Annotated in this window: 20 protein-coding genes; 12 read left to right on the top strand and 8 right to left on the bottom strand. The window is 41.6% G+C overall.

The genetic code is table 11. The features are described 5' to 3' along the window. The first annotated feature begins 188 nt into the window (after positions 1 to 188). Complete coding sequence (locus tag IQ211_RS06115; RefSeq protein WP_223281550.1) at positions 189 to 524, top strand: type 1 fimbrial protein; 336 nt, start codon at positions 189 to 191, stop codon at positions 522 to 524. Between the two features lie 282 nt (positions 525 to 806). Beyond that, positions 807 to 1,118, top strand: coding sequence for a type 1 fimbrial protein (locus tag IQ211_RS06110; protein WP_189758210.1), 312 nt, complete (start codon positions 807 to 809; stop codon positions 1,116 to 1,118). 77 nt (positions 1,119 to 1,195) lie between these two features. Here the strand turns inward: IQ211_RS06110 and yeiP are convergent, their stop codons facing one another. The 3 genes from yeiP to IQ211_RS06095 form a co-directional block, all read right to left on the bottom strand. Beyond that, positions 1,196 to 1,768: an elongation factor P-like protein YeiP gene (gene yeiP, locus IQ211_RS06105; protein ID WP_187654945.1), complete on the bottom strand. Its 573-nt coding sequence runs from the start codon at positions 1,766 to 1,768 to the stop codon at positions 1,196 to 1,198. A 130-nt stretch (positions 1,769 to 1,898) separates the two neighbouring features. After that, positions 1,899 to 3,143, bottom strand: coding sequence for a tryptophan permease (gene mtr, locus IQ211_RS06100; RefSeq protein ID WP_189758211.1), 1,245 nt, complete (start codon positions 3,141 to 3,143; stop codon positions 1,899 to 1,901). Positions 3,144 to 3,309: 166 nt separating this feature from the next. Continuing rightward, positions 3,310 to 3,729 carry a nucleotide triphosphate diphosphatase NUDT15 gene (locus IQ211_RS06095; protein WP_189758212.1) on the bottom strand — a complete coding sequence of 140 codons (420 nt, stop codon included), beginning with the start codon at positions 3,727 to 3,729 and terminating at the stop codon, positions 3,310 to 3,312. Between the two features lie 322 nt (positions 3,730 to 4,051). Here IQ211_RS06095 and fruK point away from each other — a divergent pair, with 322 nt between their 5' ends. After that, positions 4,052 to 4,990 (top strand): 1-phosphofructokinase, encoded by a 939-nt coding sequence (gene fruK, locus IQ211_RS06090; RefSeq protein WP_189758213.1) that lies wholly within the window; start codon positions 4,052 to 4,054, stop codon positions 4,988 to 4,990. On the opposite strand, the gene nfo is transcribed toward fruK, so the two are convergent. Together nfo and IQ211_RS06080 are read right to left on the bottom strand one after the other, a co-directional pair. Continuing rightward, positions 4,991 to 5,833, bottom strand: a complete 843-nt coding sequence (gene nfo, locus IQ211_RS06085; protein ID WP_189758214.1) for a deoxyribonuclease IV — start codon at positions 5,831 to 5,833, stop codon at positions 4,991 to 4,993. 95 nt (positions 5,834 to 5,928) lie between these two features. Further along, complete coding sequence (locus IQ211_RS06080) at positions 5,929 to 7,011, bottom strand: YeiH family protein (RefSeq protein ID WP_189758215.1); 1,083 nt, start codon at positions 7,009 to 7,011, stop codon at positions 5,929 to 5,931. A gap of 189 nt (positions 7,012 to 7,200) precedes the next feature. Here IQ211_RS06080 and yieE point away from each other — a divergent pair, with 189 nt between their 5' ends. The 8 genes from yieE to dld all read left to right on the top strand — a co-directional run bounded on the left by yieE (position 7,201) and on the right by dld (position 19,144). Continuing rightward, positions 7,201 to 8,064, top strand: coding sequence for a DNA-binding transcriptional regulator YeiE (gene yieE / locus IQ211_RS06075; RefSeq protein WP_189758216.1), 864 nt, complete (start codon positions 7,201 to 7,203; stop codon positions 8,062 to 8,064). Between the two features lie 138 nt (positions 8,065 to 8,202). Further along, complete coding sequence (locus IQ211_RS06070) at positions 8,203 to 9,690, top strand: amino acid permease (protein ID WP_189758217.1); 1,488 nt, start codon at positions 8,203 to 8,205, stop codon at positions 9,688 to 9,690. A gap of 262 nt (positions 9,691 to 9,952) precedes the next feature. Continuing rightward, complete coding sequence (locus IQ211_RS06065; RefSeq protein WP_276529775.1) at positions 9,953 to 11,053, top strand: ABC transporter substrate-binding protein; 1,101 nt, start codon at positions 9,953 to 9,955, stop codon at positions 11,051 to 11,053. 19 nt (positions 11,054 to 11,072) lie between these two features. Next, entirely contained in the window at positions 11,073 to 12,158 is a 1,086-nt protein-coding gene (locus tag IQ211_RS06060; protein WP_189758219.1) for a FecCD family ABC transporter permease, read from the top strand. Further along, complete coding sequence (locus IQ211_RS06055) at positions 12,155 to 12,943, top strand: ABC transporter ATP-binding protein (protein ID WP_189758220.1); 789 nt, start codon at positions 12,155 to 12,157, stop codon at positions 12,941 to 12,943. Before IQ211_RS06060 ends, IQ211_RS06055 begins: the two co-directional genes overlap by 4 nt. Positions 12,944 to 13,202: 259 nt before the next feature. After that, a complete protein-coding gene (locus IQ211_RS06050; RefSeq protein WP_189758221.1) occupies positions 13,203 to 15,161 on the top strand; it encodes a ligand-gated channel protein in 1,959 nt (652 codons plus the stop codon). A 662-nt stretch (positions 15,162 to 15,823) separates the two neighbouring features. Beyond that, the gene (locus IQ211_RS06045; RefSeq protein WP_189758222.1) at positions 15,824 to 17,209 is read left to right on the top strand and encodes an APC family permease; all 1,386 of its coding nucleotides are present in this window, start codon (positions 15,824 to 15,826) and stop codon (positions 17,207 to 17,209) included. Between the two features lie 189 nt (positions 17,210 to 17,398). Next, complete coding sequence (gene dld / locus IQ211_RS06040; protein WP_189758223.1) at positions 17,399 to 19,144, top strand: D-lactate dehydrogenase; 1,746 nt, start codon at positions 17,399 to 17,401, stop codon at positions 19,142 to 19,144. 146 nt (positions 19,145 to 19,290) lie between these two features. On the opposite strand, the gene sbcB is transcribed toward dld, so the two are convergent. Continuing rightward, positions 19,291 to 20,721, bottom strand: coding sequence for an exodeoxyribonuclease I (sbcB, locus tag IQ211_RS06035; RefSeq protein WP_189758224.1), 1,431 nt, complete (start codon positions 20,719 to 20,721; stop codon positions 19,291 to 19,293). A gap of 445 nt (positions 20,722 to 21,166) precedes the next feature. On the opposite strand from sbcB, the gene tmaR reads away from it, so the two are divergent. Beyond that, positions 21,167 to 21,487, top strand: coding sequence for a PTS system regulator TmaR (tmaR, locus tag IQ211_RS06030; RefSeq protein ID WP_074018717.1), 321 nt, complete (start codon positions 21,167 to 21,169; stop codon positions 21,485 to 21,487). 53 nt (positions 21,488 to 21,540) lie between these two features. On the opposite strand, the gene IQ211_RS06025 is transcribed toward tmaR, so the two are convergent. After that, positions 21,541 to 22,173 carry an SDR family oxidoreductase gene (locus tag IQ211_RS06025; protein WP_189758225.1) on the bottom strand — a complete coding sequence of 211 codons (633 nt, stop codon included), beginning with the start codon at positions 22,171 to 22,173 and terminating at the stop codon, positions 21,541 to 21,543. A 176-nt stretch (positions 22,174 to 22,349) separates the two neighbouring features. Continuing rightward, a complete protein-coding gene (rne, locus tag IQ211_RS06020; protein WP_189758226.1) occupies positions 22,350 to 25,586 on the bottom strand; it encodes a ribonuclease E in 3,237 nt (1,078 codons plus the stop codon). Positions 25,587 to 25,832 lie beyond the last annotated feature (246 nt).

Here is a 25,832-nt window from a genome sequence, read left to right as displayed (position 1 = left end):
TTTTATCATATTCTAACTTATTAGAATATTATATCGAATTGTGGTTAGAATTAATAAAAAGTATAAAGAAAAAGTTTCATTTGACGTTATATCGTTATATAGCAGAGCGTTACGCCATTATCTGGTTTTCAAATTAGCGCGGGGCTAAAGTTGAAAAAAAAGATAATAACACTTGTTGTGGAGGTTGAATGCTTATGTTGCTAATGTTACGAAAAATGACAACTTTTTTGTTCGTGTCTTTATCTTATTATCCTGTAATGGCGAATTCTCCATCATCCTCCAGTTCTGGCACTATTTACTTCCATGGTGTTATCGTTGAGTCCCCGTGCCAACTGAGTTGGGATAAAAAGCATACTGAAATGGTCTGTTGGTATAATGGTAAACAGTTAACTAAAGAAAAAAGATTAGAATATCAAAAGGATAGTAAATCTCCATTATCTATGGAAAAACATATTGGAACAGAAGAAATAAAATGGGTCGGAAAAAATAAGAAATTGGGTATTGTTACTATAACTTATCATTAAATGTTACATAAAAGTATAATAATTATTTATTTTAGCTAAATAATATAATATAAAATCAATAAACTTATCCGTGATTTAGTTCAAATAATGATTATTAATAACAGTTTTGTGAATTAATCAATAATAATAGTGTGCCTATTTTTTAATTAAAAAATGACTTTTGATATTTATCAATAAAAGTTCTTAATGTCGTATTTTTCTTACGTGAAATAGTTATTATGGAGATGAAGGAATAAAAGGTAGCTGAGTTTTAGTTAATGGAAAAACGAAAGTGAGGTAACCATGAAAAATTATCTTAGGCTGTTAATGAGTTGTTTATTGGTTTCATGGCTTTCTTATGGATATGCCGAATCTAACGGAGGAATCATTCGGTTTTCAGGTGCGATTGTTGATCCAGGATGTCAAGTTGTTATATCAAACACTCAAGCCAATATCTCTTGCTATCGATTAGGTAAAAATCTCACTGTTAAACACATCATTTCAACTCACAAAACGAAAGGCGATGTCATGCTTCCTGGTAACATCGGTGTTTCCAGAGTGAAGTGGACTGACAATCAGAAACGTGTGGCAATTGTTAATGTGGATTACTTCTAACTTCAACGACCATGAGTTGCTCTTTTGATGAGAATAACGCTCGATACAAAGAGCAACTCATATTTAAGGATCAAGAATTAGTCACAACGTCCCATATAGCGACGCTCTGCAATATGAATGCGGATTTTTTCACCAGAACTCAAATATTCAGGAACTTGAATAGTCAGCCCTGTACTCATTTTAGCCGGTTTGGTGCGAGCACTCGCTGATGCCCCCTTAATACCTGGTGATGTCTCCTCAATGACCATATCAACTGTTTGAGGCAATTCAAGTGCTAACAATTGCCCGTCCATTGTCAGGACCTGCATTCCTGGCAGACCTTCTTCGGGAATAAATAACAGTTCTTCTTCGATTTGATCTTTTTTGAAGTGATAAGGGGTGAAATCTTCGTCATCCATAAAGATATATTCATCACCATCAATATAAGAAAAACTGACACTACGGCGGGTCAATGTGATGGTTTCAAGAATGTCATCACCTTTGAAACGTTCTTCCACTTTTTGACCAGTACGAATATCAGTAAAACGCATCTTATATAGCGTGCTGGCACCGCGTGCGCTAGGTGATTGAATATCGATGTCTTTAACTAATAATAGCTTTCCATTGTAGCTGATTGCAGCGCCGCGCTTAATTTCATTGGCTTTAGCCATAGATACCTTCCGTAGAAACAAGGAAATAGTGGAATGAATATTTAAGTGGCGACAAAATTACTCGCAGTTGGTCTATTAGGCAAGAGGTGAATGTATACCCCAGTAAAAATACTGGGGTAGAAGAAAAATATTAACGATAAACTGGCAACACATCAAACAAAGAGAGAATGTGTGCTAGCGCATTTATCAAACCGAATAGGATAACAAAAACAATCAAAAAGTTACCGCCTGGTGCCCGATAGCTGGATGTCGGAAAGCGTTGACGGCTTGCTCGGGCCATTAAAGCCGGAACAATCACTGCCCAAATAGTTGCTGCCAGGCCAGCAAAACCGATTGCATATAGGAAACCGTTGGGAAAAATCAGTGACAATGCAGTCGGGGGAACAAATGTAATCAGTGCTGTTTTAAAACGGCCATTGCGATTGTCATCAAATCTAAAGCAGTCTGCCAGATAATCAAACAATCCTAATGATACGCCCAAGAATGAACTCGCCAAAGCCATATATGAGAAGGCATTTAAGAATTGCGTTATTGCCGTATTATCAGAAGCATGATTCATTTGCTGCAATAAGTTACCAATATTACCGCCATCAGCAATGATTTGCTTAAAGGCTTCACGTGGGATATTTCCCTGAATGACGTACTGCCATAAAATGTAAATCGCTAATGTTATTAATGTCCCGTATAGCAAGCTGCGTGTAACGGCCTTACTGTCTTTATGGTAATACTTAACCAGCCCAGGAACGTTACCGTGGTAGCCAAATGAAGCCAGTAAATAAGGTAAGGAGATTAAAGCATAGGGTAAATAGTCTGAATTGGTATTGGCTTGATCAAATAAGATAGCTGGCTTAACTTCAGTAAACATGCCGCCGACGGACATAATAAAGGTAATGACCATGCCGCCTATCAAGATAGTGCTTAAGCGATCTACGGCTTTAGTCGATACCCAAACAATAAAGGCAACGATAAAGGCAAAACATAATCCAGATATTGATTGAGGTAACGGGATAATGCTTTCGATATTGTGAGAAAGAATTGATCCACCTGCTGAAATATAAGCATAAGTTAAGATATACAGAACAAAAGCGATAGATAAGTCATTGAGAGAACTCCAGCCTTTGCCGAGCAAATCCTTGGTAACAGTATGAAAACTGGAACCCGCAGGATAATTCATATTGGCTTCCAGAATCATCAGACCAGAGAAATACATACAGGTACAGGTATACAACAGCAAAATGATTGATCCTGTAAACCAGACACCTGATGTGACAATCGGAATGGAAAACATACCTGCGCCGACAGCAGTACCGGCAATGATCATAGCGCCACCAAATATAGAGGGGCGTTTCAAATTGTGCGTTACCTCAATGGTCATATAGACTCCGTGATGAATGGTGTTACCTTGTACTAGCGCAACGATACATAAATAAATTATATGTGTAAACAAATAATTAAGAAAAATAATTAAATTTATTTTGTTGCATTTTGCATATAAAGGCAGGGCAGGTTATCTAAGAAAACCTGCCGAAGGGAGTTTGGTATTAATTTGCGCAATAGAATTGTGCTTTTTGCCATAATTTTATGGCGTTACGGCTGGCTTCAAAATGAGGTTCGGGAAGATGGTTAGGATCACACCACATTAATTGTTCACACTTTTCAGGTTCCATTAATTGCGGCTCACCTCCGGTATACTGTGCCAGCAAACAGACTGAAACTGTGTGCTTTCCTTCCTCGCGGTAGGTTTCGAGATTATTGCAAATACCATAAACTTTGGGATTTTGGATTGTTAGGTCAATTTCCTCTTCGATTTCACGGATTGCGCACTCTTCAAAGGATTCACCGGGATCAACATGGCCACCGAAAATTGACCAGTATGGCGCATGTTGGCTGGTGCGTTTTCCCAGTAAAATTTCGCCTTTATCATTGATGATGATGACACCCACTCCGACAACGACTGACACTGATATATTCCTCCAGCTAATAACCACTTACTTTGGCTCAGATTGATTTTAGTCATCTAATAAGAAATTATTCCGTTGCATATTCTTACTGTTAGCTTGCATTAACACAATGATCGAACGAATTATAATTTTAACTGAAACGATTCAATTTTGATGTTATAAATAACAGATATACGCATTAAACTTCAAATTGCAATTTACAACACGCTATGAAAACTGATTTCTCCCCGCTTCGCGGGGAGAAATCACATGCATCTTGAAGTTAGATTGGTATAGAACTTAATGTTACTTATGACTGTTTATTCAGGAGATATCGGGCAAGATGAGCCGCCGAGTTGCCACAATTACCTTAAATCCAGCTTATGATTTAGTTGGCTTATGCCCAGATATTGTTAAGGGAAATGTTAACCGTGTACAGACGGCAGGGCTTCACGCTGCTGGTAAAGGAAACAATGTTGCGAAGGTACTGCGTGATTTAGGTATTGATGTTACTGTCAGTGGTTTTCTGGGACGAGAAAATCAGGAAGGGTTTCAGCAGTTTTTTAGCGAAAACAGGATGATAAATCGTTTTCATCTCGTCTCTGGGCGAACGCGTATTAATGTCAAGCTGACGGAAAAACAGGGTGAAGTGACGGATTTCAATTTTTCTGGTTTCCATGTGACAGAAGAAGAATGGAATCGCTTTGCCTGCGATTCTCTGACGTGGCTGGGGCAGTTCGATATGGTTGTCGTCAGCGGTAGTTTGCCCGAAGGGATCAAAGCAGAATCATTTGCGGATTGGATGATACAATTACGACAATCTTGTCCCTGCGTTATTTTCGACAGTAGCCGTGAAGCTCTTGTTGCTGGCCTTAAAGCATTACCTTGGCTGGTAAAACCTAATCGCTATGAATTGGAGATTTGGGCGGGTAAGCCATTGCCGGATTTGGATAGCGTTATTGACGCAGCCCATGAGTTGCGTAATAGAGGGATCGCCCACGTTGTTATTTCACTGGGGGAACAGGGAGCATTATGGGTTAATGCCTCTGGTGCATGGTTGGCAAAGCCACCACATTGTGAAGTAGTCAGCACGGTTGGGGCGGGGGATTCTATGGTTGGTGGATTGGTCTATGGTTTGCTGATGAGGGAATCCAGCGAACACACATTGCGTCTGGCAACCGCAGTTTCTGCGCTTACGGTTAGCCAGCCGAATGTTGGGATTAAAAGCCGCACTGAGCTTGCATCAATGATGGCGAAGATCGAGTTAATTTCAGTCAGGTAATTAGCTTTGCTGGGATTTTAGCCAGGCGATTTCTTCAGCCCAAATATCTGGATTGATCGTTTCAAGCACCAAGGGAATTCCATTGAAACGGTCATCTTGCATGATGTAGCTAAACGGTGTTTTACCGATATTGCCTTCACCAAGGCTGTGATGTCGGTCAACACGGCTGGAAAATTCACTTTTGGCATCATTTAGATGCATGGCCTTAAGATATTTAAATCCAACAATTTCATCGAATGCCTTGAAAGTCGCATCGCAATCTTTTTCGGTACGCAAATCGTAACCAGCCGCAAAAGCGTGGCAGGTGTCTATACAGACGCCAACGCGGGTTTTGTCTTCGACACCGTCGATAATTGCCGCCAGTTGTTCGAATTGAAAACCAAGATTGGTGCCTTGTCCGGCGGTATTTTCGATAACGGCAATGACACCTTGGGTTTTATTCAACGTAATATTAATGGATTCCGCAATACGGGCGAGGCACTTATCAATATCGATTTTGTTGAGATGGCTGCCAGGATGGAAATTCAGCAGGCCAATACCTAATTGTTCACAGCGCTGCATTTCGTCAAGGAATGCTGCACGGGATTTTTCCAGGCCGTCTGTTTCGGGATGGCCAAGGTTAATTAGGTAGCTGTCGTGGGGAAGAATTTGTCGGCTACCATAACCGTAACGTTCACAGTTTGCTTTGAATTGATCAATAACATTTGTCGATAACGGTGGGGCGTGCCATTGGCGCTGGTTTTTCGTGAACAGGGCAAATGCCGTTGCGTTTAATTCATGGGCACGGATCACTGCCTGATCAACACCGCCCGAAGCGCTCACATGGGCTCCAACAAATTTCATCTTATTTTCTCCTGTGTTTTCGTCATTATGGCATTGTTCGTCTGATTGATAAAATGTTGGCCGCAAAAGTCAATTTAATCTTCTTTCGTTCTGCATTAGCGCAATAAATGATGGATGCCTTGATTGACGATTAATCCCCCCACGACTAGCCAGATAAACAAAATAAGTGCCAACAAGAGGGGCTTAACCCCAGCCTGGCGAATAGCACTGATATGGGTGGTTAGCCCTAATGCAACCATAGCCATTGCCAGTATGATGGTATCAATGGCAATAATATGGCCAACAAGGGGTTCAGGTAAGAGATGAAAAGAGTTGAAACCCGCAGTGGCAATAAAAAATACAGCAAACCACGGAATAGTGATTGGGGATTTTTGGGGATGGACATGACAATTTTTAACTTTCACGCGACTGAGGTAGCCGGAAAGCAGCAATAGAAAAGGTGCCAGCAGCATAACGCGGATCATTTTACTGATAACCGCTGCATTTTCGGCATCACTGCCTAACGCATGTCCAATGGCAACGACTTGGGCCACTTCATGAACCGTTGAACCTGAAAAAATACCAAATGTTTCCTGAGTGAAATTAAACCACGAGTAGTGGGTATTGAGTTGATAAATCCATGGATAAATAAAGATTGCCAATGTACCAAAAATAACCACTGTAGAGACGGCGACAGCAACTTTGTTGGCAGGGGCTTTGACAACGGGTTCTGTTGCCATAACCGCAGCAGCGCCACAAATACTGCTTCCTGCACCAATTAAGATCACGGTTTGGCTATCCAGTTGAAAAAAAGTACGCCCAATCCATAGTGCCATAAAAAATGTTGATGAAAGCATGATGATATCGATCAATACTCCTGTTGCGCCAACCTCTGTGATTTGTTGGAAAGTCAGGCGAAATCCATAAAGAATGATGCCTGCTCGCAATAGGTAGTGTTTGGAAAAATGGATACCGCTATTGCAGGTAGATTTTAAGAGAGGATACAACGTATTGCCGATAATGATACCCAATAAGATGGCAAGTGTCAGGACACCCAATCCCATATTTATAAGCCAAGGAATCGTTCCGATATAGATGGCGATTACCGTTAGGACTGCGGCTAATAAAATACCGGGGATTAATTTTAATGCAGTCTTCTGATGAACTTGGGTAAATTCCTCTACTTGATTTTCAGACATAGTGGGGACTCTATTAGATTATGCATTTTAGGAATAAGCATATATAAGATTTGTAAATTAATAAACTTGATAATATGCATATATATAAACACTAAAATAGATTAATTAAGGGTGACTTTTGTTAAGTTGCGTAATACTGTCTAAAATCAAGACTATCTTTCCCTTTTATTTTGCTTCCCGTGAGGCCATATGCGTATCACTCTGAGACAACTGGAGATTTTCGCAGAAGTTCTGAAAAGTGGTTCAACGACACAGGCTTCTCAGCAATTAGCGTTATCACAATCTGCGGTGAGTGCTTCACTGACAGATCTTGAAGGACAGCTGGGAGTACAGCTGTTTGATAGAGTCGGAAAACGTTTGGTCACCAATGAACATGGGCGTTTGCTCTATCCTAAGGCGTTGGCATTACTTGAACAGGCTGGTGAAGTGGAACAGCTTTTCAAACTTGAATTGGGCGCATTGCGATTAGCAGCCAGCAGCACGATTGGCAATTATATGTTGCCTGAAATGCTGGCGAGATACCGTCAGGATTACCCTGAGACACCATTGGAATTGAATATCAGTAATACTGGAGACGTCATCAAGGCCGTTGCTGAGTTTCGTGTTGATTTGGGATTGATTGAAGGATTGTGTCACGATCCTGAGTTGATCACACAACCCTGGATGAAAGATGAGTTGATCGTTTTTTCCTCGCCAAAAAGTCCGCTGTTGCAAGGTGAACTGAACGTGGAGGATTTGATCAAAGCCCCTTGGATATTGAGAGAAAAAGGTTCAGGAACACGAGAAATCTTGGATCATCTTTTGTTCTCACAAATGCCGAGATTCAATATTGCGATGGAATTGGGTAATTCGGAAGCCATTAAACATGCTGTTCAATATGGAATGGGGATCAGTTGTCTTTCACGACGAGTCCTCCAGGAACAATTGAAAAATGGCACATTATCTGAACTGGTTATTCCTGGGCTGAGCCTTAATCGCACCTTGTACCTGATTTACCATCGGCAGAAACATATATCCAATGCGTTACGGAAGTTACTGAGTTATTGCAACTAATATTGAGAAGATAATCGTGTAGCTAATAATTGGCTGTGGATTATGAAGGTATCTTATAACCACGAATCGTTGCTATTCTGGAGACGAGGATTTGTTACAATTCCATGTTAAATTCATTTCAGATGATATAGGAATAGAATGTCTCGAGAAGAAAGCATGCCACGGGATCAGGCTCCAAAAACCCTGCGCCGTGAATTAAAAGCACGACATATGGCAATGATTGCCATCGGCGGATCAATTGGCACGGGATTATTTGTTGCTTCTGGCGCAACAATTTCTCAGGCTGGCCCAGGTGGGGCTTTACTTTCCTATGCATTAATTGGCCTAATGGTCTACTTCTTGATGACCAGCTTGGGTGAGTTGGCCGCGTACATGCCAGTTTCAGGATCGTTTTCGACTTATGGTTCCAAATATGTTGATGAGGGTTTTGGCTTCGCATTGGGATGGAATTATTGGTACAACTGGGCGGTGACAATTGCGGTTGACCTTGTTGCAGCGCAATTGGTGATGGGATATTGGTTTAATGATGTGCCTGGTTGGGTATGGAGTGCGTTGTTTCTTGCCCTGATTTTTCTGTTGAACTTCATTTCCGTCAAAGGATTTGGTGAGGCAGAATATTGGTTCTCCTTGATTAAAGTTTCCACGGTTATTGTGTTCATTGCCGTTGGCATTTTAATGATTGCCGGCATCATGAAAGGCGCTGAAGGTGCAGGTTGGCATAATTGGGCCGTTGATGATGCTCCTTTTGCGGGTGGCTTTGCCGCTATGATCGGGGTGGCAATGATTGTCGGTTTCTCCTTTCAAGGGACAGAGCTGATAGGTATTACCGCAGGAGAATCGAAAGATCCGGCGAAAAATATCCCTCGTGCGGTGCGCAAGGTATTTTGGCGTATTTTATTGTTCTATGTGTTTGCGATTTTAATCATCAGCCTGATCATCCCTTATACTGATCCTAATTTGTTGCGCAATGGCGTGAAAGATATCAGTGTGAGTCCATTTACACTGGTATTTGAAAATGCAGGCTTATTATCAGCGGCTGCAATAATGAATGCGGTGATATTGACGGCTGTTCTGTCAGCGGGAAACTCAGGGATGTATGCTTCTACCCGCATGCTATTCACCCTGGCAAAAGAGGGGAAAGCACCGAAAATTTTTAGTCATCTGTCTAAAGGTGGTGTTCCGCGTAATGCGCTTTATGTCACAACCGTAGTAGCAGGGTTGTGTTTTCTTAGTTCCATGTTTGGTAATCAAACAGTCTATTTGTGGTTATTGAATACCTCAGGTATGACCGGATTTATTGCATGGCTTGGAATTGCAATCAGCCATTACCGTTTTCGCAAAGGTTATGTTGCCCAAGGTTTGGATCTCCATGACCTGCCATATCGTTCAGGTTTCTTCCCGATTGGGCCGATTTTTGCCTTTATCCTATGTTTAGTTATTACATTGGGCCAAAATTATCAGGCATTTTTGCAAGATAAGATTGACTGGTACGGAGTGACTGCAACTTACATTGGCATTCCGTTATTTCTGCTTATTTGGCTGAGTTACAAGCTGAAAAAGAAAACTCGCTTTGTTAAGTACAGTGAGATGGAATTTCCTGCATTCAACTATACCGATAAAGAATGATTTGTTAATCAATTATCAATAATCTGATAATTGTTAATTAAAGTATTATTGATTTTGTTTTACAAAAAACTGCCTGTTCTGTGATGGAATTGGCAGTTTTTATTTTTCAAGGGATTAGGAAAGGAATAACGATGGTAAATTTCGGTTATACCATTCCAATCGCATTGATAAGTATTCTTATTTGCTTTATTGTTAGCAGCACAATTGTTGCATGAAGAGGCTAACTAAAGTGAAGTTTGTATTTCGAACAGTCGTGAAAAATATGAGTATCGGTCTAATGGCAGGCTCTGCCATGATGGCAAGTTTTGCATCTTGGGCTGACACAGTCACTGATATTGCTGGACGTACTGTTGAAGTGCCAGAGAAAGTCAATCGTATCTTGTTGGGTGAAGGTCGTCTGTTCCATTCTGTTGCTATATTGGAAGGAGATAAACCTCTGGCTCGTATCGCTGGCTGGCAAGGTGATTTCCGTAAACTGGACCCACAAACTTACGCTATTTATAAAGCTAAATTTCCTGAAATCGATAATATCCCTCTGATTGGTAACACCAGCGCGGACAGTGTCAGCTCTGAAAAAGTGCTAACACTCAATCCTGACGTTGCCATTTTTGGTCTGTCTGGGCATGGTCCAGGCAAAAACAGTGAGTTGGTGAAACAGTTGGAAAAAGCAGGTGTACCTGTTGTTTTTGTCGATTTCCGCAATGATCCCCTGAAAAATACATTACCTAGCATCCGTATGCTGGGCAAAATCTTGCATCGTGAAGATCAGGCTAATGCTTATGCTAATTTTTATGAAAAAAATCTTAAATTAGTGACTGATATTACGGATCGCATACCAGAGGCTGAGAAGCCTTCTGTATTTATTGAGCTTCTAGCAGGTTTTAGTGAAGATTGCTGTGGTACAGCAGGTAACGGCAATATGGGGAACTTCATTGATTTGGCGGGTGGCAAAAACATCGCTAAAGAAGTGCTGGTTTCTCCATTGGGCACCATGAATTTGGAAAAAGTTATTGCTGAAGATCCTTATATTTACATCGCAAGCGGTGCACAAGATCCAGGTGATAAAGGTAACGGGATCAAAATGGGAGCCCAAACTTCCGCCGATACAGCCCGTGCTGGCTTAAAAGAAATTACAGAACGTAAAGGTATCAATAACTTAACCGCCGTGAAGGAAGGACGTAGCTATGCTATTTGGCATCACTACTATAACTCTCCTTATAATGTTGTTGTTACTCAAGTTTTTGCTAAATGGTTCTATCCTGAAAAATTCGCTGATTTAGATCCGCAACAAACATTGAAAGAACTTCACAATAAATTCTTGGCTATTGAACCGGTAGGTACATATTGGGTCAGCGAAAAATAAGCAGTAACAGGTAATAAGAATGAGCGTCACTACCGAGCCTATGCCAATGGTAAAAAAACAATTGAGTGAGTGCGATATAAAAGCACATTATCGTCATATCCTGTACCGACGTATTGCATGGATATTATTCATCGTCCTGGCAATTGGCATTTCTGTTGTACTGGATTTTACCTTGGGGCCATCAGGGTTATCGTTGCAAACCCTCTGGCAAACCCTGTTTTCACCAGAGAGTGTTAACGCAGCAACACGGGTGATTGTTTGGGATATTCGATTGCCCTATGCTCTGATGGCGGTAGTGATCGGCTTATCACTGGGACTGGCCGGTGCTGAAATGCAGACGATTTTAAATAACCCACTAGCCAGCCCATTCACGTTGGGGGTTTCCCATGCGGCTTCTTTTGGCGCGGCATTAGCCATTGTGCTTGGCATTGGTATTCCGGGAATACCGGATCAGTGGTTTATTTCTGCAAACGCTTTTCTCTTTGCATTGTTGGCTGCTTTAATGCTTGATGGCATTACTCGCTGGACGAGAGTTGCAACCTCAGGTGTTGTGTTGTTTGGGATTGCAATGGTATTTACCTTCGATGCGTTAGTTGCAATGATGCAATTTATCGCTACGGAAGATACCTTACAGGGATTGGTTTTCTGGACAATGGGTAGTCTTGCCAGGGCGACATGGGAAAAATTGGGTATTATGGTGTTAGTTTTCTCTGTCATTATGCCTCTCTCATTGAGCAATTCCTGGAAATTGACTGCATTGCGTCTGGGAGAAGATCGGGCTATCAGTTTTGGAATCAATATTAGTCGCCTTCGTTTAGGAACATTGTTGCGTATCAGTATCCTGACCGCATCGGCAGTTGCATTTGTTGGTCCCATTGCTTTTATTGGATTGGTGGCTCCTCATATCGCCAGAATAACGTTTGGTGAAGATCACCGTTTCTTCTTGCCGGCAAGTGCGCTGATTGGTGCATTAGTTTTGTCCATGGCTTCCATTGCTTCTAAGAATCTGATACCGGGTATTATTATCCCAGTTGGGATAGTGACCTCATTGGTTGGTGTGCCTTTCTTCCTGAGTATCGTTTTACGCCATAGGGGGAATGTATGAGTCAGGGATTAAAAATCAATCGCCTGACGGCGGGGTATCCAAAGCACTCTGTGATTGAAAAGCTGGATATCGGTGCATTGCCACGTGGTCAAATTACTGTATTGTTGGGACCGAATGGTTGTGGTAAATCCACGCTCCTGCGTTCGCTGGCGGGATTGAATAAAGCCAGAGGTGAACTGCTGTTGGATGGGCAGGATCTGATGAAGATGAATTTTGCCCAACGTGCCCAAAATGTCGTTTATTTGCCTCAATCATTACCAGCTGGTGTGCATCTTCATGTATTGGAATCGGTGATTGTTGCTCAACGAGCATCAAGTGGTGTGAGTAATAGCCAATGTGAACAGGAAGTCATGGAGCTATTACGCCAGCTTGGTATTGAACATTTGGCGTTTAGCTATTTGGATCAACTATCTGGCGGTCAAAAGCAGTTAGTTGGATTAGCTCAATCATTAATCCGTCGTCCGACATTATTATTATTAGATGAACCATTAAGTGCACTGGATTTAAATTACCAATACCATGTAATGGATTTAGTTGCACGTGAAACGCGCCGCCGTAATATTATTACGATTGTTGTTGTTCACGATATTAATATTGCATTGCGTCATGGTGACCATGTGTTAATGCTAAAAAAAGGTAAATTAATTTCTGAAGGTAAACCTGAGCAGGTTATTACCCCAAGTAGTTTGGCGGAAGTTTATGGCATTAAGGGCAGAATTGAACGCTGTTCTCAGGGAATACCGCAAGTATTAATTGATGGTTTAGTGACAGAATTAGTCAGTTAGAATAATAAAAACCATATACCAATCTAACTTCAAGATGCGTGTGATTTCTCCCCGCTAAGCGGGGGGAGAAACCACGTTTCATAGAGTGTTGTAAATTGCAACTTGAAGTTTAATGCGTATAAGGCACATTAATATATTAGAAGTGTGATTTAATAAATATAACACTAACAGGAATAAATTAATTATTCCTGTATTGCGGGCATGTGTCGTTATCTATATCGATTTAAATAATTCTATTCTACCTTTTGGAGAATTGGGAATGACTGTCTTTGCAAAGAAAAAAATTGTATTAGGTATTATTGCTGCTATTTCATCCAGTGCTGTTTTTGCTGCTAATAATAGCGAAGATAAAATTGTCGTAACTACTGCGGCAGGTTTTCAGCAAAAGATCGAAGATGCACCTGCCTCTATTTCAGTTGTTAGTCGTGAACAATTGGAAACAAAAGCCTACCGTGATGTGACAGATGCATTGAAAGATGTGCCGGGAGTGGTTGTTACTGGCGGTGGTAGTAGCAGTGATATCAGTATTCGTGGTATGGCTTCTAAATATACCATGATCTTAATTGATGGCAGACGTGTTGATACACGTAGCACCCGTCCAAATAGTGATGGTTCGGGAATTGAACAAGGATGGTTACCACCATTAGCTGCTATTGAGCGTATTGAAGTGGTGCGGGGACCAATGTCTTCTCTATATGGTTCTGATGCTATGGGGGGAGTGATCAATGTTATTACTCGTAAGGCTCAGAAAGAATGGCATTTAACTCTGAAAGCAGATTCTACTCTGACTGAGAATAAAAATTCTGGTAACAGCTATCAGAGCAGTATTTATGCTGCAGGGCCAATAATTGATGGGTTATTGGGATTAAGAGTGAGTGGTTTATATTCTCATCGCAATGAAGATAAATTTTTAGGCGGATTTAGAGAACAGGAAATGCGCAATGGTGCAGTAGCGTTCTCTTTAACTCCAGATGAGAAAAATGCTTTCACTTTTGAGGCTGGCCGCTATGAACAAGATCGCGATTCAACTATTGGTAAGACGCGCGACTGTCAGCCAAGTTCTTGTGAAGATGATATAAGTCGTTATAAGCGTAATAATTATGCTATTACACATCATGGTGTTTATGATTTTGGTACGATGACGTCTTATATTCAAAGAGATGAATCGCGTAATCCTGAACGTAAAATGACAAACAATGATACGGTATTTAATAATCATACGGCATTTGTATTCGACGACCACACAGTAAGTGTTGGTGGACAATACCGTTATGAAGATTTACGAGATAATAGCAATAAGTTACCTTCAGCTAAAGATGTTAATAAGTTAACCCGCTGGAGTTGGGCAGTAGTCTTAGAAGACGAATGGCAAATGGTTAATGATTTTGCTCTTACTAGTGGAGTGCGGTTAGATAAAGATCAAAATTTTGGAACGCATTGGACACCTCGTCTATATGGGGTATGGCACGCTGATGAACAATGGATGATTAAGGGTGGAATTTCTACTGGCTATCGTTCTCCTGATATAAGGCAAGTTGCTCCTAATTGGGGGCAGACAACAGGTGGGCGGTTTAAAAATGGGATGATTTTAGGGAATCCAGATCTCAAGCCAGAGAAAAGTGTCAATGAAGAAATTAGTATTATTTGGAATAATTTAGAGAACTTTAATATTGGTGTAACTGTCTTTAATACTGCTTTTAAAGATAAAATTACTGAAGTTGGGGATTGCGAGAAGGGTTGTAAGCTCGGTGGTGAAGTTTATGATTTTATTAACAAGCGTATAAATGTTGATAAAGCTAATATTCGAGGTATTGAAACCACCATGAATTGGAACATTGTTGAAAGTTTGTCACTGGCAGCAAACTATACTTATACCGATTCTGAGCAAAAAAGTGGTAAATTCAAAGGCCAACCATTAAACAAAATGCCAACACATATGGCAAATGCAACTTTAAATTGGCAACCGTTACCTGAATTGGATACATGGACTCGTATTAATTTCCGTGGTAAAACAAAGAATTATCAGTACCGCTCTAGTATGAAAGATGGAACGCCTTCTTATGCTTTTGTTGATCTAGGGGTGACTTATAATTTAAATAAGAATCTACGCTTATTAGGTGGGGTTTATAATATTCTTGACAAAAGAGTAACTGAACAAACTCATGATGCAGTCCTGGATGGTCGCCGTTACCATATTGGTATTAATTATGATTTTTAATTAAATCTTTCTTTTTTATAAATATTAATCATTATACTTAACATCTGGACATCCTATAGAATCATCCCGTCATTAATTTTGTCATGATGGGATGATTTTTTTACTATCAGAAAAGCATAATTAAATGGCAAATAGTTTTCCTCTGTGCTAAAAACTTATCAAAAGCCAATCAACGGATTTGGTGGTATTAGGTTGCAGCACTAACTCAGTAAGAGCCTACTCCATAAGGCTCTGTAGTGTCGTAAAAAATAATAAATTTTTAGTGTTATCGCGCTTGCTATTTCTGGACTTGAAGTGCAAAATGCGTGCACTAAAAATAACTGGTGCGTAAATATGCACCAGTTATTTTTTTTGCTTTGAATTATTTTTTACAACACCAAGAGGCCGGATTCGTTCCGGATCGATATTGACCACAAGCAACCATAATTGAAATGAGGTTGCTGTACTGAGGAATGCAAATATGGAGCAATTATTCTCTTTTGCACTTGTGCCAATTGGCGCTCGTTGCTGCAACGATGACTATGGGGCACGGCCCTCTGTCAATTCACCGTTCACCAATTCTTCTTTCTTTTCTGTTTATAGACAGAAGCGAAGTCTACCCAGTAACTATCGATTAAGTAGTTGTATCAGTACCCAAATCGAAGTTATGGGAGGTTTCGCTCATGTTGCATAATACCACCACTCCTACTGCACTTGGTATCAACCAAGCCAGTGCTGACAACCGCGTTCAACTAAGAAGAACATTGACTCTGTTTCAAGTCGTCATGATGGGGCTCGCCTATCTGCAGCCAATGACTATTTTTGATACATTTGGCATTGTTTCTGGTTTGACCGGTGGGCATGTCGCGACATCTTATGCTATTGCATTAACTGCAATTTTATTTACAGCGCTAAGTTATGGAAAATTAATAAAGCGTTTTCCATCGGCGGGTTCTGCTTATACTTACGTACAAAAATCAATGAGCCCCCATCTTGGATTTATGGTGGGTTGGTCTTCTTTACTGGATTATATGTTGATGCCGATGATCAATGTATTATTGGCAAAGATTTACCTACAGGCTTTGTTCCCTGGTATTGAACCATGGATCTTTGTAGTCATGTTGACTGCACTTATGACAATCATCAATCTGAGTGGTATCAATGTCGTTGCTAATATCAATAGCATCGTTGTTATTGTCCAGATTGCTGTTATGGTGATACTCGTTGGGTTAATGATCCGTGGTGTTCATAATGGAGAAGGCGCAGGAACGTTACTGAGTATTCAGCCATTTACATCAGAGGAAGCACAATTAATTCCGATGATTACTGGCGCGACAATACTTTGCTTCTCATTTCTTGGGTTTGATGGCATTAGCTCTTTGTCGGAAGAAACACCAAATGCAGGTAAAGTTGTCCCTAAAGCGATTTTCCTGACTGCGTTAATTGGTGGTATCATTTTTATTGCTGTATCTTATTTCTTACAGCTTTATTTTCCGGATATTTCTCGGTTTAAAAATCCTGACGCTTCCCAGCCAGAAATTATTCTTTATGTTGCTGGTGCGTTATTCCAGTATGTGATCCTCATATTTTCCAGTGTCACGGTAATGGCTTCTGGTATGGCTGCACATGCGGGTGTATCTCGTCTGCTCTATGTTATGGGACGCGATGGCGTATTGCCTGAAAAAATATTTGCGTATATTCACCCCAAATGGCGAACTCCGGCTATTAATGTGATATTGGTTGGTATTATCGCCTTATCAGCATGTTGGTTGGATCTGGTGACTGCGACGGCACTGATCAATTTTGGGGCGTTGGTTGCCTTTACGTTCGTTAATTTATCGGTGATTTCTCAATTCTACATCCGTGAACGCCGTAATAATACTTTGAATGACACTCTGAACTTCTTGATCTTGCCACTTCTTGGTGCTGCAGCAGTGGGTGTTTTATGGATGAATTTAGAATCAAATTCAATGGAGTTAGGCTTGATCTGGGGAGGCATTGGGCTTATTTACATGTTTTTCCTGACTCGTAGCTTCCGCCAACCAATGCCACAGTTTACGGAATCATAATCAGAAAGCATTTCAGTATCCTGTTCTAAAAAAACAGCATCGTCAGATGCTGTTTTTTTATCTGGGATAACAAAAGGGAGCATAAATCATACAAATCTTATCAAAAAGCATCATATAATAACAAAAATTTGCCGTGCCTGATTTCACTAAGAGCCTGTCTGTTTGGCTCAAATAAGGTAAGAGACGATTATGAATGATGCCAAAAATCCCCAAAATCAGCGATTAATTGCCACTCTCACGAATATTGTTGGATCTTCTCATATTCTCACTGAATCTCGGAAAACGGAACGTTACCGCAAAGGCTTTCGTTCTGGACAAGGGGATGCCCTTGCCGTTGTATTTCCGGGTTCATTATTAGAGCAGTGGAAAGTATTTAAAACCTGTGTTGAGGCCGACAAAATTATTTTGATGCAGGCAGCCAATACTGGATTAACGGAAGGATCTACACCGAGTGGCAATGATTATGATCGCGATATCATTATTATTAGCACCTTACGAATGGATAAAATTCAGGTTCTTCCATCAACGAACCAAGTTATTGCATTTCCTGGTAGTACATTGTGGCATTTAGAAAAAGTATTAAAGCCATTAGGACGCGAACCACACTCAGTTATCGGTTCGTCCTGTATCGGTGCATCCGTTATTGGGGGGATTTGCAATAACTCAGGGGGATCTTTGGTTCAGCGTGGGCCAGCTTATACTGAAATGGCTCTATATGGCAGGGTTAATGAGCAGGGAGAAGCTGAACTGGTTAACCATTTGGGAATATCGTTGGGTGATCAACCGGAAGATATTTTGACTTGTCTGGAAGAGCAACGTTATCGAACCGAAGATATTCAGCATAGTGACAGAGTTGCTTCTGATCATGAATACTCACAGCGTGTGCGGGATGTCGATGCAGACACGCCATCACGGTTTAATGCTGATGAACGCAGGCTGTTTGAAGCCTCTGGTTGTGCGGGTAAGTTGGTTGTTTTTGCTGTTCGACTTGATACTTTTCCGGCAGAGCCATCTTCACAGGTTTTTTATATCGGCACCAACCAACCCGAGGTGTTGACAGAATTACGGCGTCATATTCTATCAAACTTTCAGTATTTGCCAGTCGCGGGCGAGTATATGCATCGGGATATCTTTGATATCGCAGAAGTATATGGAAAAGACACCTTTATTATGATTGATAAACTAGGCACAGATAAAATGCCAATGTTTTTTGATTTGAAAGGACGAATGGACACTATTTTAGGTAAGGTGCCATTTTTACCCGCACATTTAGCAGATCGTGTCATGCAGGGATTGAGCCGTTTATTACCCTCCCATTTACCGACTCGCCTGAAAGAATACCGAGATCGTTTTGAACATCACTTAATGCTGAAAATGTCAGGTGAAGGTATAAAAGAGGCGAATGAATGGCTGGAAGATTACTTTAAGCAGGCGGATGGAGCGTATTTTGCTTGCACTCCAGAAGAAGGAGCGAAGGCATTCTTACATCGTTTTGCAGCCGCAGGAGCCGCTATTCGTTACCAGGCTGTTCACAGCGATGAAGTGGAAGATATTTTAGCATTGGATATTGCTTTGCGGCGTAATGATCGTGAATGGCTTGAAACTTTGCCAGCCGAAATCAATGAAGCATTAGTCCATCGGCTATATTACGGGCACTTTATGTGCTATGTATTCCACCAGGACTATATTGTTAAAAAGGGGACAGATATCCACGCCTTGAAAACAAAAATGCTGGAAATTTTGCATCAGCGTGGCGCTGAATACCCTGCCGAACATAACGTTGGTCACTTGTATAAAGCTAAACCACAGCTTAAGCATTTCTATCAAGCGATTGATCCAACTAATGCCTTAAATCCGGGAATTGGGAAAACCTCCAAGCTGAAAAATTGGGGCGGAGAGTGTGGTTGTCAGGTTGCCGGGCGTTCACATGATTAGTTTATTTTGATGATGGAGTAAGAGTAGAAAAAGACAACACTTTGGTGTTTGTCTTTTTCTTTATCTATTGGGTAGTTGTATATACGCATGCAACTTCAAGTTGCAATTTACCACACGCATCTTAAAGTTAGATTGGTATAAAGATTTTATCCGGCTATTTGGATTGCATAATCAACCAGTGCTTTTAACTGGCGACATTTTTCTTCATCAGATTGATATTCAATAAAAAGTTCTTCAATGACTGCAAGATATTGGCTGATGTTTTCTTGGGTTAATGTATCCTGCCGATGACGTAACCAACGTTGTTGTTCGTCATAATCCAATGTCGCTGGATAGTTTCTCGCACGATAGCGGAATAACAACGGCGTAATGCGGACATCCTGGAATGTTAAATCCAAAGCAGGCAAGTTCTGGGGAGACGTTTCTCGGATGATTTCCATTGCCGTTTTATCGGCATCGCTGAAAAAGCCGCTATAGAGCTTAGTATCGACATTATCAGATTCTGGAAACGTTTCTGGATGAGAAAACAGTTCAACGACTTTCTCCCTGATTTGCGGATTGTTGCGCAAGATAGCCAGATTTTGCTCACATCGGTTGCGATCTAATCCCACTCGCTCTGCATCTTTTGGCCGCAAGGTATTTTCTGGCGCAATGATTGGGCATTTATTAATGTGTACGAGTTTAATGGGGACTGGGCTTTGATCTGGCTGTAATTCGTCCCGTCGGGTATACAAGCGCTCACGTAATTCATCTGCGCTGAGTTCCAAAAGTGGGGTGATATCACCAGCCAGATCGCACATGATAACCGCATTACGATTACTTGGATGCCACGCCAAAGGAGCGACAAGGCTAACATTGCTGCGCATAACCCCAAACATGCCAGATACATGAACCAGAGGCTTCATTTGAGGGATATCAATTTGATGACTGACTTTCTGTTTATTTCTTAACTGGAAAAAATAATCAAACAATTTAGGTTGAGCTTTTTTCACCAGCTTTGCCATTGCGATAGTGGCATAAACATCGGACATCGCATCATGGGCATGAGTATGCTCAACGCCATTGGCTTTTGTCAGATGCTCTAGTTTGAAACTGGGTAATCCATCTTCATTATCCGGCCAGACAATGCCTTCTGGCCGCAAGGCATAGCAGGCACGTAATACGTCGAGTAAATCCCAGCGAGAGTTGCTTTTTTGCCAGCTATAGGCATAAGGATCGTAAAAGTTACGATAAAAGATATTTCGGCTGACCTCGTCATCAAAACGAATGTTGTTATACCCAAGAATACATGTATTGGGTTTGCTGAATGCTTCATGGATTTGTCGGGCAAATTCGGCCTCATTAACGCCTTTTTTCAATGCCAACTGGGGAGTAATTCCTGTGATCATAACAGCTTCAGGATCGGGAAGATAATCGTCAGCGGGAGCACAATACATCACCAAAGGTTCTTCAATGATATTGAAATCACTGTCAGTGCGAACTCCTGCAAATTGTGCGGGGCGATCTAAGGCCGGATGTTTACCAAAAGTTTCATAATCATGAAAGTAGAAACTTTGGTTTTCTTTACTGGTATTCAAGGTTGTGAATTCTCCGTTATCGCCAATTTAATTACGATTAATCAATAAATTAAGTTTCCATTGGTGTCACATTTATCGCGTTCACACCAAAAACGATTATTCTCGATGACGTTAAATTACGTTGTCATACATGGTAAACCATAACAAGATTTGAGCGAAGTAGTTCATATGGCTATCCAAACTCAAACTTACCGTGGCAGTAGTGGTTATTGTTCGGGAAAAGGAATTTGATTAAGAAATACTTCAAGTTGCAATTTACCACACGATATGAAACCTGATTTCTCCCCGCTTCGCGGGGAGAAATCACACGCATCTTGAAGTTGGATTGGAATGAAAAGGAGTTTGTATCAATAAATTGTCGAAACTGACTTGTCTATGCGCCACTTGAAATTGTATTGTGTAGTTAGCATAAGAAATTATCGGTCTGATTAAAAAGGTGTAAAAAATGGACAACACAAATAAACCAACATTCCAAAATGTACTGGAGTTTGTGCGTATATTTCGGCGTAAAAATAAATTACAGCGCGAAATTGTAGATAACGAGAAAAAGATCCGAGATAACCAAAAACGTGTACTTCTGCTTGATAACCTGAGTGACTACATAAAGCCAGGAATGTCAATTGAAGATATTCAAGGCATTATTGCTCATATGCGCAGTGATTATGAAGAGCGAGTTGATGAATATATCATCAAAAATGCCGAGTTATCTAAAGAACGCCGTGAGTTATCCAAAAAACTTAAGGCAATGGATGGTGGAGTTAAGTAGTTTTAGTTGTTTGAACAAAGTGATAGACCACGCCTTATGGCGTGGTTGTTTTTTTAGTTTGAGTTCCAATGTGGTTTGAGTTCAGGATCAATTAAAGCATAGGTTTGATAGTAAGTTCGTTCATCTTCGGCCATTTGTGCTAATTGTTTTGCTACATCTTCTCGGCTTACCACGCCATGAACTTCCTCTTGATAACGTTTGCAATGTCCAGTGCCAGATTGATCGGTAAGACCACCGGGACGGATAATTGTAAAATTCAGTGTGCTGGTTTGCAGGTAACTTTCAGCCAATGACTTGTGTCTGACAGATTGCCCGAATAATGATTTAGCCCGTGCTGATAATGTCTTCCAACTTTCACCACACCCAATGGATGTCACTAATAACATGCGAGAAATTTGGGCTTGTTCCAATGCATCTATTATTGCCATGTTTCCATGGTGATCAGCATTGCCTCCGCCAATTGTTGAGAAAACAATGGGATTTTCTCCCGCCTGCGCAATCGCCTTTTCTATACCTTCTCTGTCACAAGCGTCGCCGAGTATTACATTAACGCCTGCCGCGCTGAGTTCTGCAGCTTGTTGTGCATTACGAATTAAAGCTGTGACAGGGCGGTTTTGTTTTAGCGCAATAGTGACCAAATGGCGTCCAACACCTTTTCCAGCACCAAAAATCAACCAGGGTTTCATAGACGGGAAGCTCTCCATAAAATTAACCATCTTAAATGATAATAATAACCATCCAAGTTTATTGGAATCGATGATTGAAAGGAATGAGGGTAATTCGTTTTTGTTGTAGGTGTAGGTAAGGTAAAAAAATGGCTCCCAATTCAGGGGAGCCATTTAACTCAAATCACAGTATCCAATTATTCGAATGGCTGTGGCTTAGACATAGCAGAAGTTGCAATACTTGTTGCAGAATGTCCACCCGCACCACCTTTACCTTTGAATGGATAAGCAGGGCGTTGCCATTCAGTGATAATCACAGGTTGGGTCATCATGTCCGGTGCTGGTGCCTTCATCATTGGGGAGTAAGCGTGATGATTTTTTTCCACGATAATCGAAGACTCAACAACTGTTTTCTTTTCCGCTTTAACTTCCTCTGCCTTAAGGCACATTTCCGTTGCGACAGTTGGCTGTTCTTCATGATGTTCCTGTTTAACAATCGACGTCATAATGATGGGTTCTACCGTATGGCGCATTTTTTCAGCATCATGTGAAACTAGGATATGTGGCTCTTCATTCCCTAAAATTTCTGACCACTGTTTTTCACCATGATTGATGACAGCTTCCACGTTTGCTGGTTCCGAAACGTTAGGTCTTTCTAATTCCGGTTCTAGTGGTGTGGCAATGGAAACGCTATCAACAACAAGTTTCACATTGTCATCATGAGTGAGGCTGTCTTGTTGTTCTGCTATTTCGACGTGAGGTACTGTTGTCGTTGGTGCTGATTCTGTGATTGATGGCACCAGAATAACTTTTTCCTGTTGTACAGGGAGTGTTTTTTCTTCAACCGTTTCATTAATCACATCAACAGAAGCAAGGATTTCAGGTTCAGTCATAGTCACAGGTGTAACAGGATAACGAACCCATACTTTTCCTGATGCCAGTTCTGGCGATACGACAGCCATGTTCAATGGTACTGGTGATTGAGACAGATTACGTTCATCACGGTAGCGGCGACGACGCTGACCGCTGACACGCAAGTGGCGTGGGGAGCGGCGGGAACGACGCGGCATTATGTTGTCTTGCTGCTCATTATTTGGTTGTGAAACGGCGGCTTGTGGTGCAGAGTTTTGTGAATCTGCATTTTGCGGCATTTCAGGTTGGTTAGCAGCTTCAACATGGGTATCAATAACAGCCGGTACAGACGCTTTTGTCTCTTTATGAGCGTCTTCTGATACAGATTCAGGCATTACAGCAGGTAAGGCTACAATGTTAGTTTCTGGTTTCAGTTCGTCAGTGATTCGTACTTTTTGCTCAAGCTGGCGGCGCTGACGGCGAGGCATGACTGGCTGACGCTCTTCAACTTCTTCTTCGACAATGTCAGGTCGATTGATGGTCTGCTGAGCTTGTTGCTGCCGTTTTTCTTCCTGACGACGACGTTGACGTTCGGCACGTTGTTCACGGCGTTGCTGCTGCTGTGCTTCACGCGCTTCGTTATCCAGCACAGTGCTATCCTGAACATTGTTTTTCTGCTGGACATTACGGCCCTTACGCTGTTCATCACGTTCACGGTTATTACGTGCTTCACTTTCGCGACGTTGATTCTGACGGCGTGGGTTGCGACGTTCTGATGAGCGACGATTATCATTGCCAGCCGGTTTTTTGCCTTTTTCTTGGGTTTGTTTCTCTTCTTCACCACTGAACATTTTTTTCAGGGCACTGAAGAATCGGCTGAACAAGCCTGGTTTTTCTGTTTGTTGCTGGTTATTAGTGACTACTTTTTTCTCTTTTGTTTTTACTTTTGCTGTTGCCGGTGCAGCGGCTTCTGTTGCTGGCAGATCAAAAGTTGAAATGGCTGGTTGCTCTGGACGTTTGCGTTCATGCTGGGCATCGTCTTGAACATTTGTCATTTCCGCTTCATGCAGCTGTGGCAGCAAATAACTTAAAGTTGAAATTTCTTCGCCTTTACGTACACGTAGGACAGAGAAATGTGGCGTTTGCATTTGATCATTTGGAACAATAACAACACCCACACCACCTTGACGATGCTCAATATCGCTGACTGCCCGCCGTTTTTCATTCAGTAAGTAAGAAGCGATCTGTACAGGGACAATGGCATGAACCTGATGTGTGTTTTCTTTCAGTGCTTCTTCTTCGATTAAACGCAGAATTGACAGGGACAGTGATTCATTATCACGAATAGTTCCGGTGCCGCTACAACGCGGGCAGACATGGTGGCTGGATTCACCCAGAGATGGGCTTAAACGCTGGCGCGACATCTCCAGTAAGCCAAAGCGGGAAATTCGGCCAATTTGAATACGAGCGCGATCTTGTCGCACAGCGTCACGCAGCCGGTTTTCAACTTCACGTTGGTGACGCACTGGTGTCATATCAATGAAATCGATAACAATAAGACCACCGAGGTCACGCAGACGCAATTGGCGTGCAATTTCGTCAGCTGCTTCCAGGTTGGTATTAAATGCCGTTTCTTCAATATCACCACCACGAGTTGAGCGAGATGAGTTGATATCGATAGCCGTTAAAGCTTCCGTCGTATCAATGACCACAGAGCCGCCGGAAGGTAACCGAACTTCACGCTGGAAGGCCGATTCGATTTGCGATTCTATTTGATAATGGCTAAACAGCGGGACTTCACCACTGTACAGTTTGATTTTACTGGCAAAATCAGGGCGTCCCAGTGCAGTGATATGCTGGCGTGCCAAATCAAGGATTTTAGGGTTGTCAATCAAGATTTCCCCAATATCTGGGCGCAGATAATCACGGAATGCGCGCACGATAACATTGCTTTCCTGGTGGATCAGGAAGGGGGCGGGGTGACTGTCGGCGGCTTTTTTGATGGCTTCCCAATGTCTCAGGCGGAAGTTCAAATCACCCTGCAAAGCTTCAGCCGATTTGCCTACACCGGCGGTGCGAACGATAAGCCCCATACCCTCTGGAACTTCAAGAGAAGAAAGCGCTTCTTTTAATTCGATGCGATCATCACCCTCAATGCGGCGAGAAATTCCACCTGCCCTTGGGTTATTCGGCATCAGGACTAAATAGCTGCCAGCCAGACTAATAAAGGTTGTTAAAGCTGCCCCTTTGTTACCTCGTTCTTCTTTATCAACCTGGACGATAACTTCCTGGCCTTCTTTAAGGATATCCTTAATGTTAGGGCGGCCATGGGAGTGATAATTACTTGGGAAATATTCGCGAGCAATTTCTTTTATGGGGAGGAAACCATGACGTTCTGCTCCGTAATCAACAAAAGCAGCTTCCAGGCTAGGTTCAATTCGGGTAATTTTCCCTTTATATATATTTGCCTTTTTCTGCTCGTGTCCAGGGCTTTCAATATCCAAATCATAAAGACGTTGCCCATCAACAAGGGCAACACGCAACTCTTCCTGTTGGGTTGCGTTGATTAACATTCTTTTCATTCTAACTTACTCATTATTTTTTACATGAATATAGAGCTGCGAGTAAAAAAGAGGCGAGCTACTAGTTACCGATGACCTCGTGTCTTTTACAAAACCGCCAGCCTCACGGCTATCGTTTGTATAGAGGCGCCTATTTGTCGGCGAGTCTGAATTTCATTTGAACACAGTACTCTTTATTGGGATGCTGTAATAAATAGGTACAGATTTTGCCCAATCCAGTAAGCTGCCACCCGCAGCCCATAAATT

The sequence above is a fragment of the Xenorhabdus griffiniae genome, assembly GCF_015163655.1.
Lineage (GTDB): Bacteria > Pseudomonadota > Gammaproteobacteria > Enterobacterales > Enterobacteriaceae > Xenorhabdus > Xenorhabdus griffiniae.
Note: the sequence above shows the minus strand (reverse complement) of the source record. Positions and strands in the feature narration are given on the sequence as shown.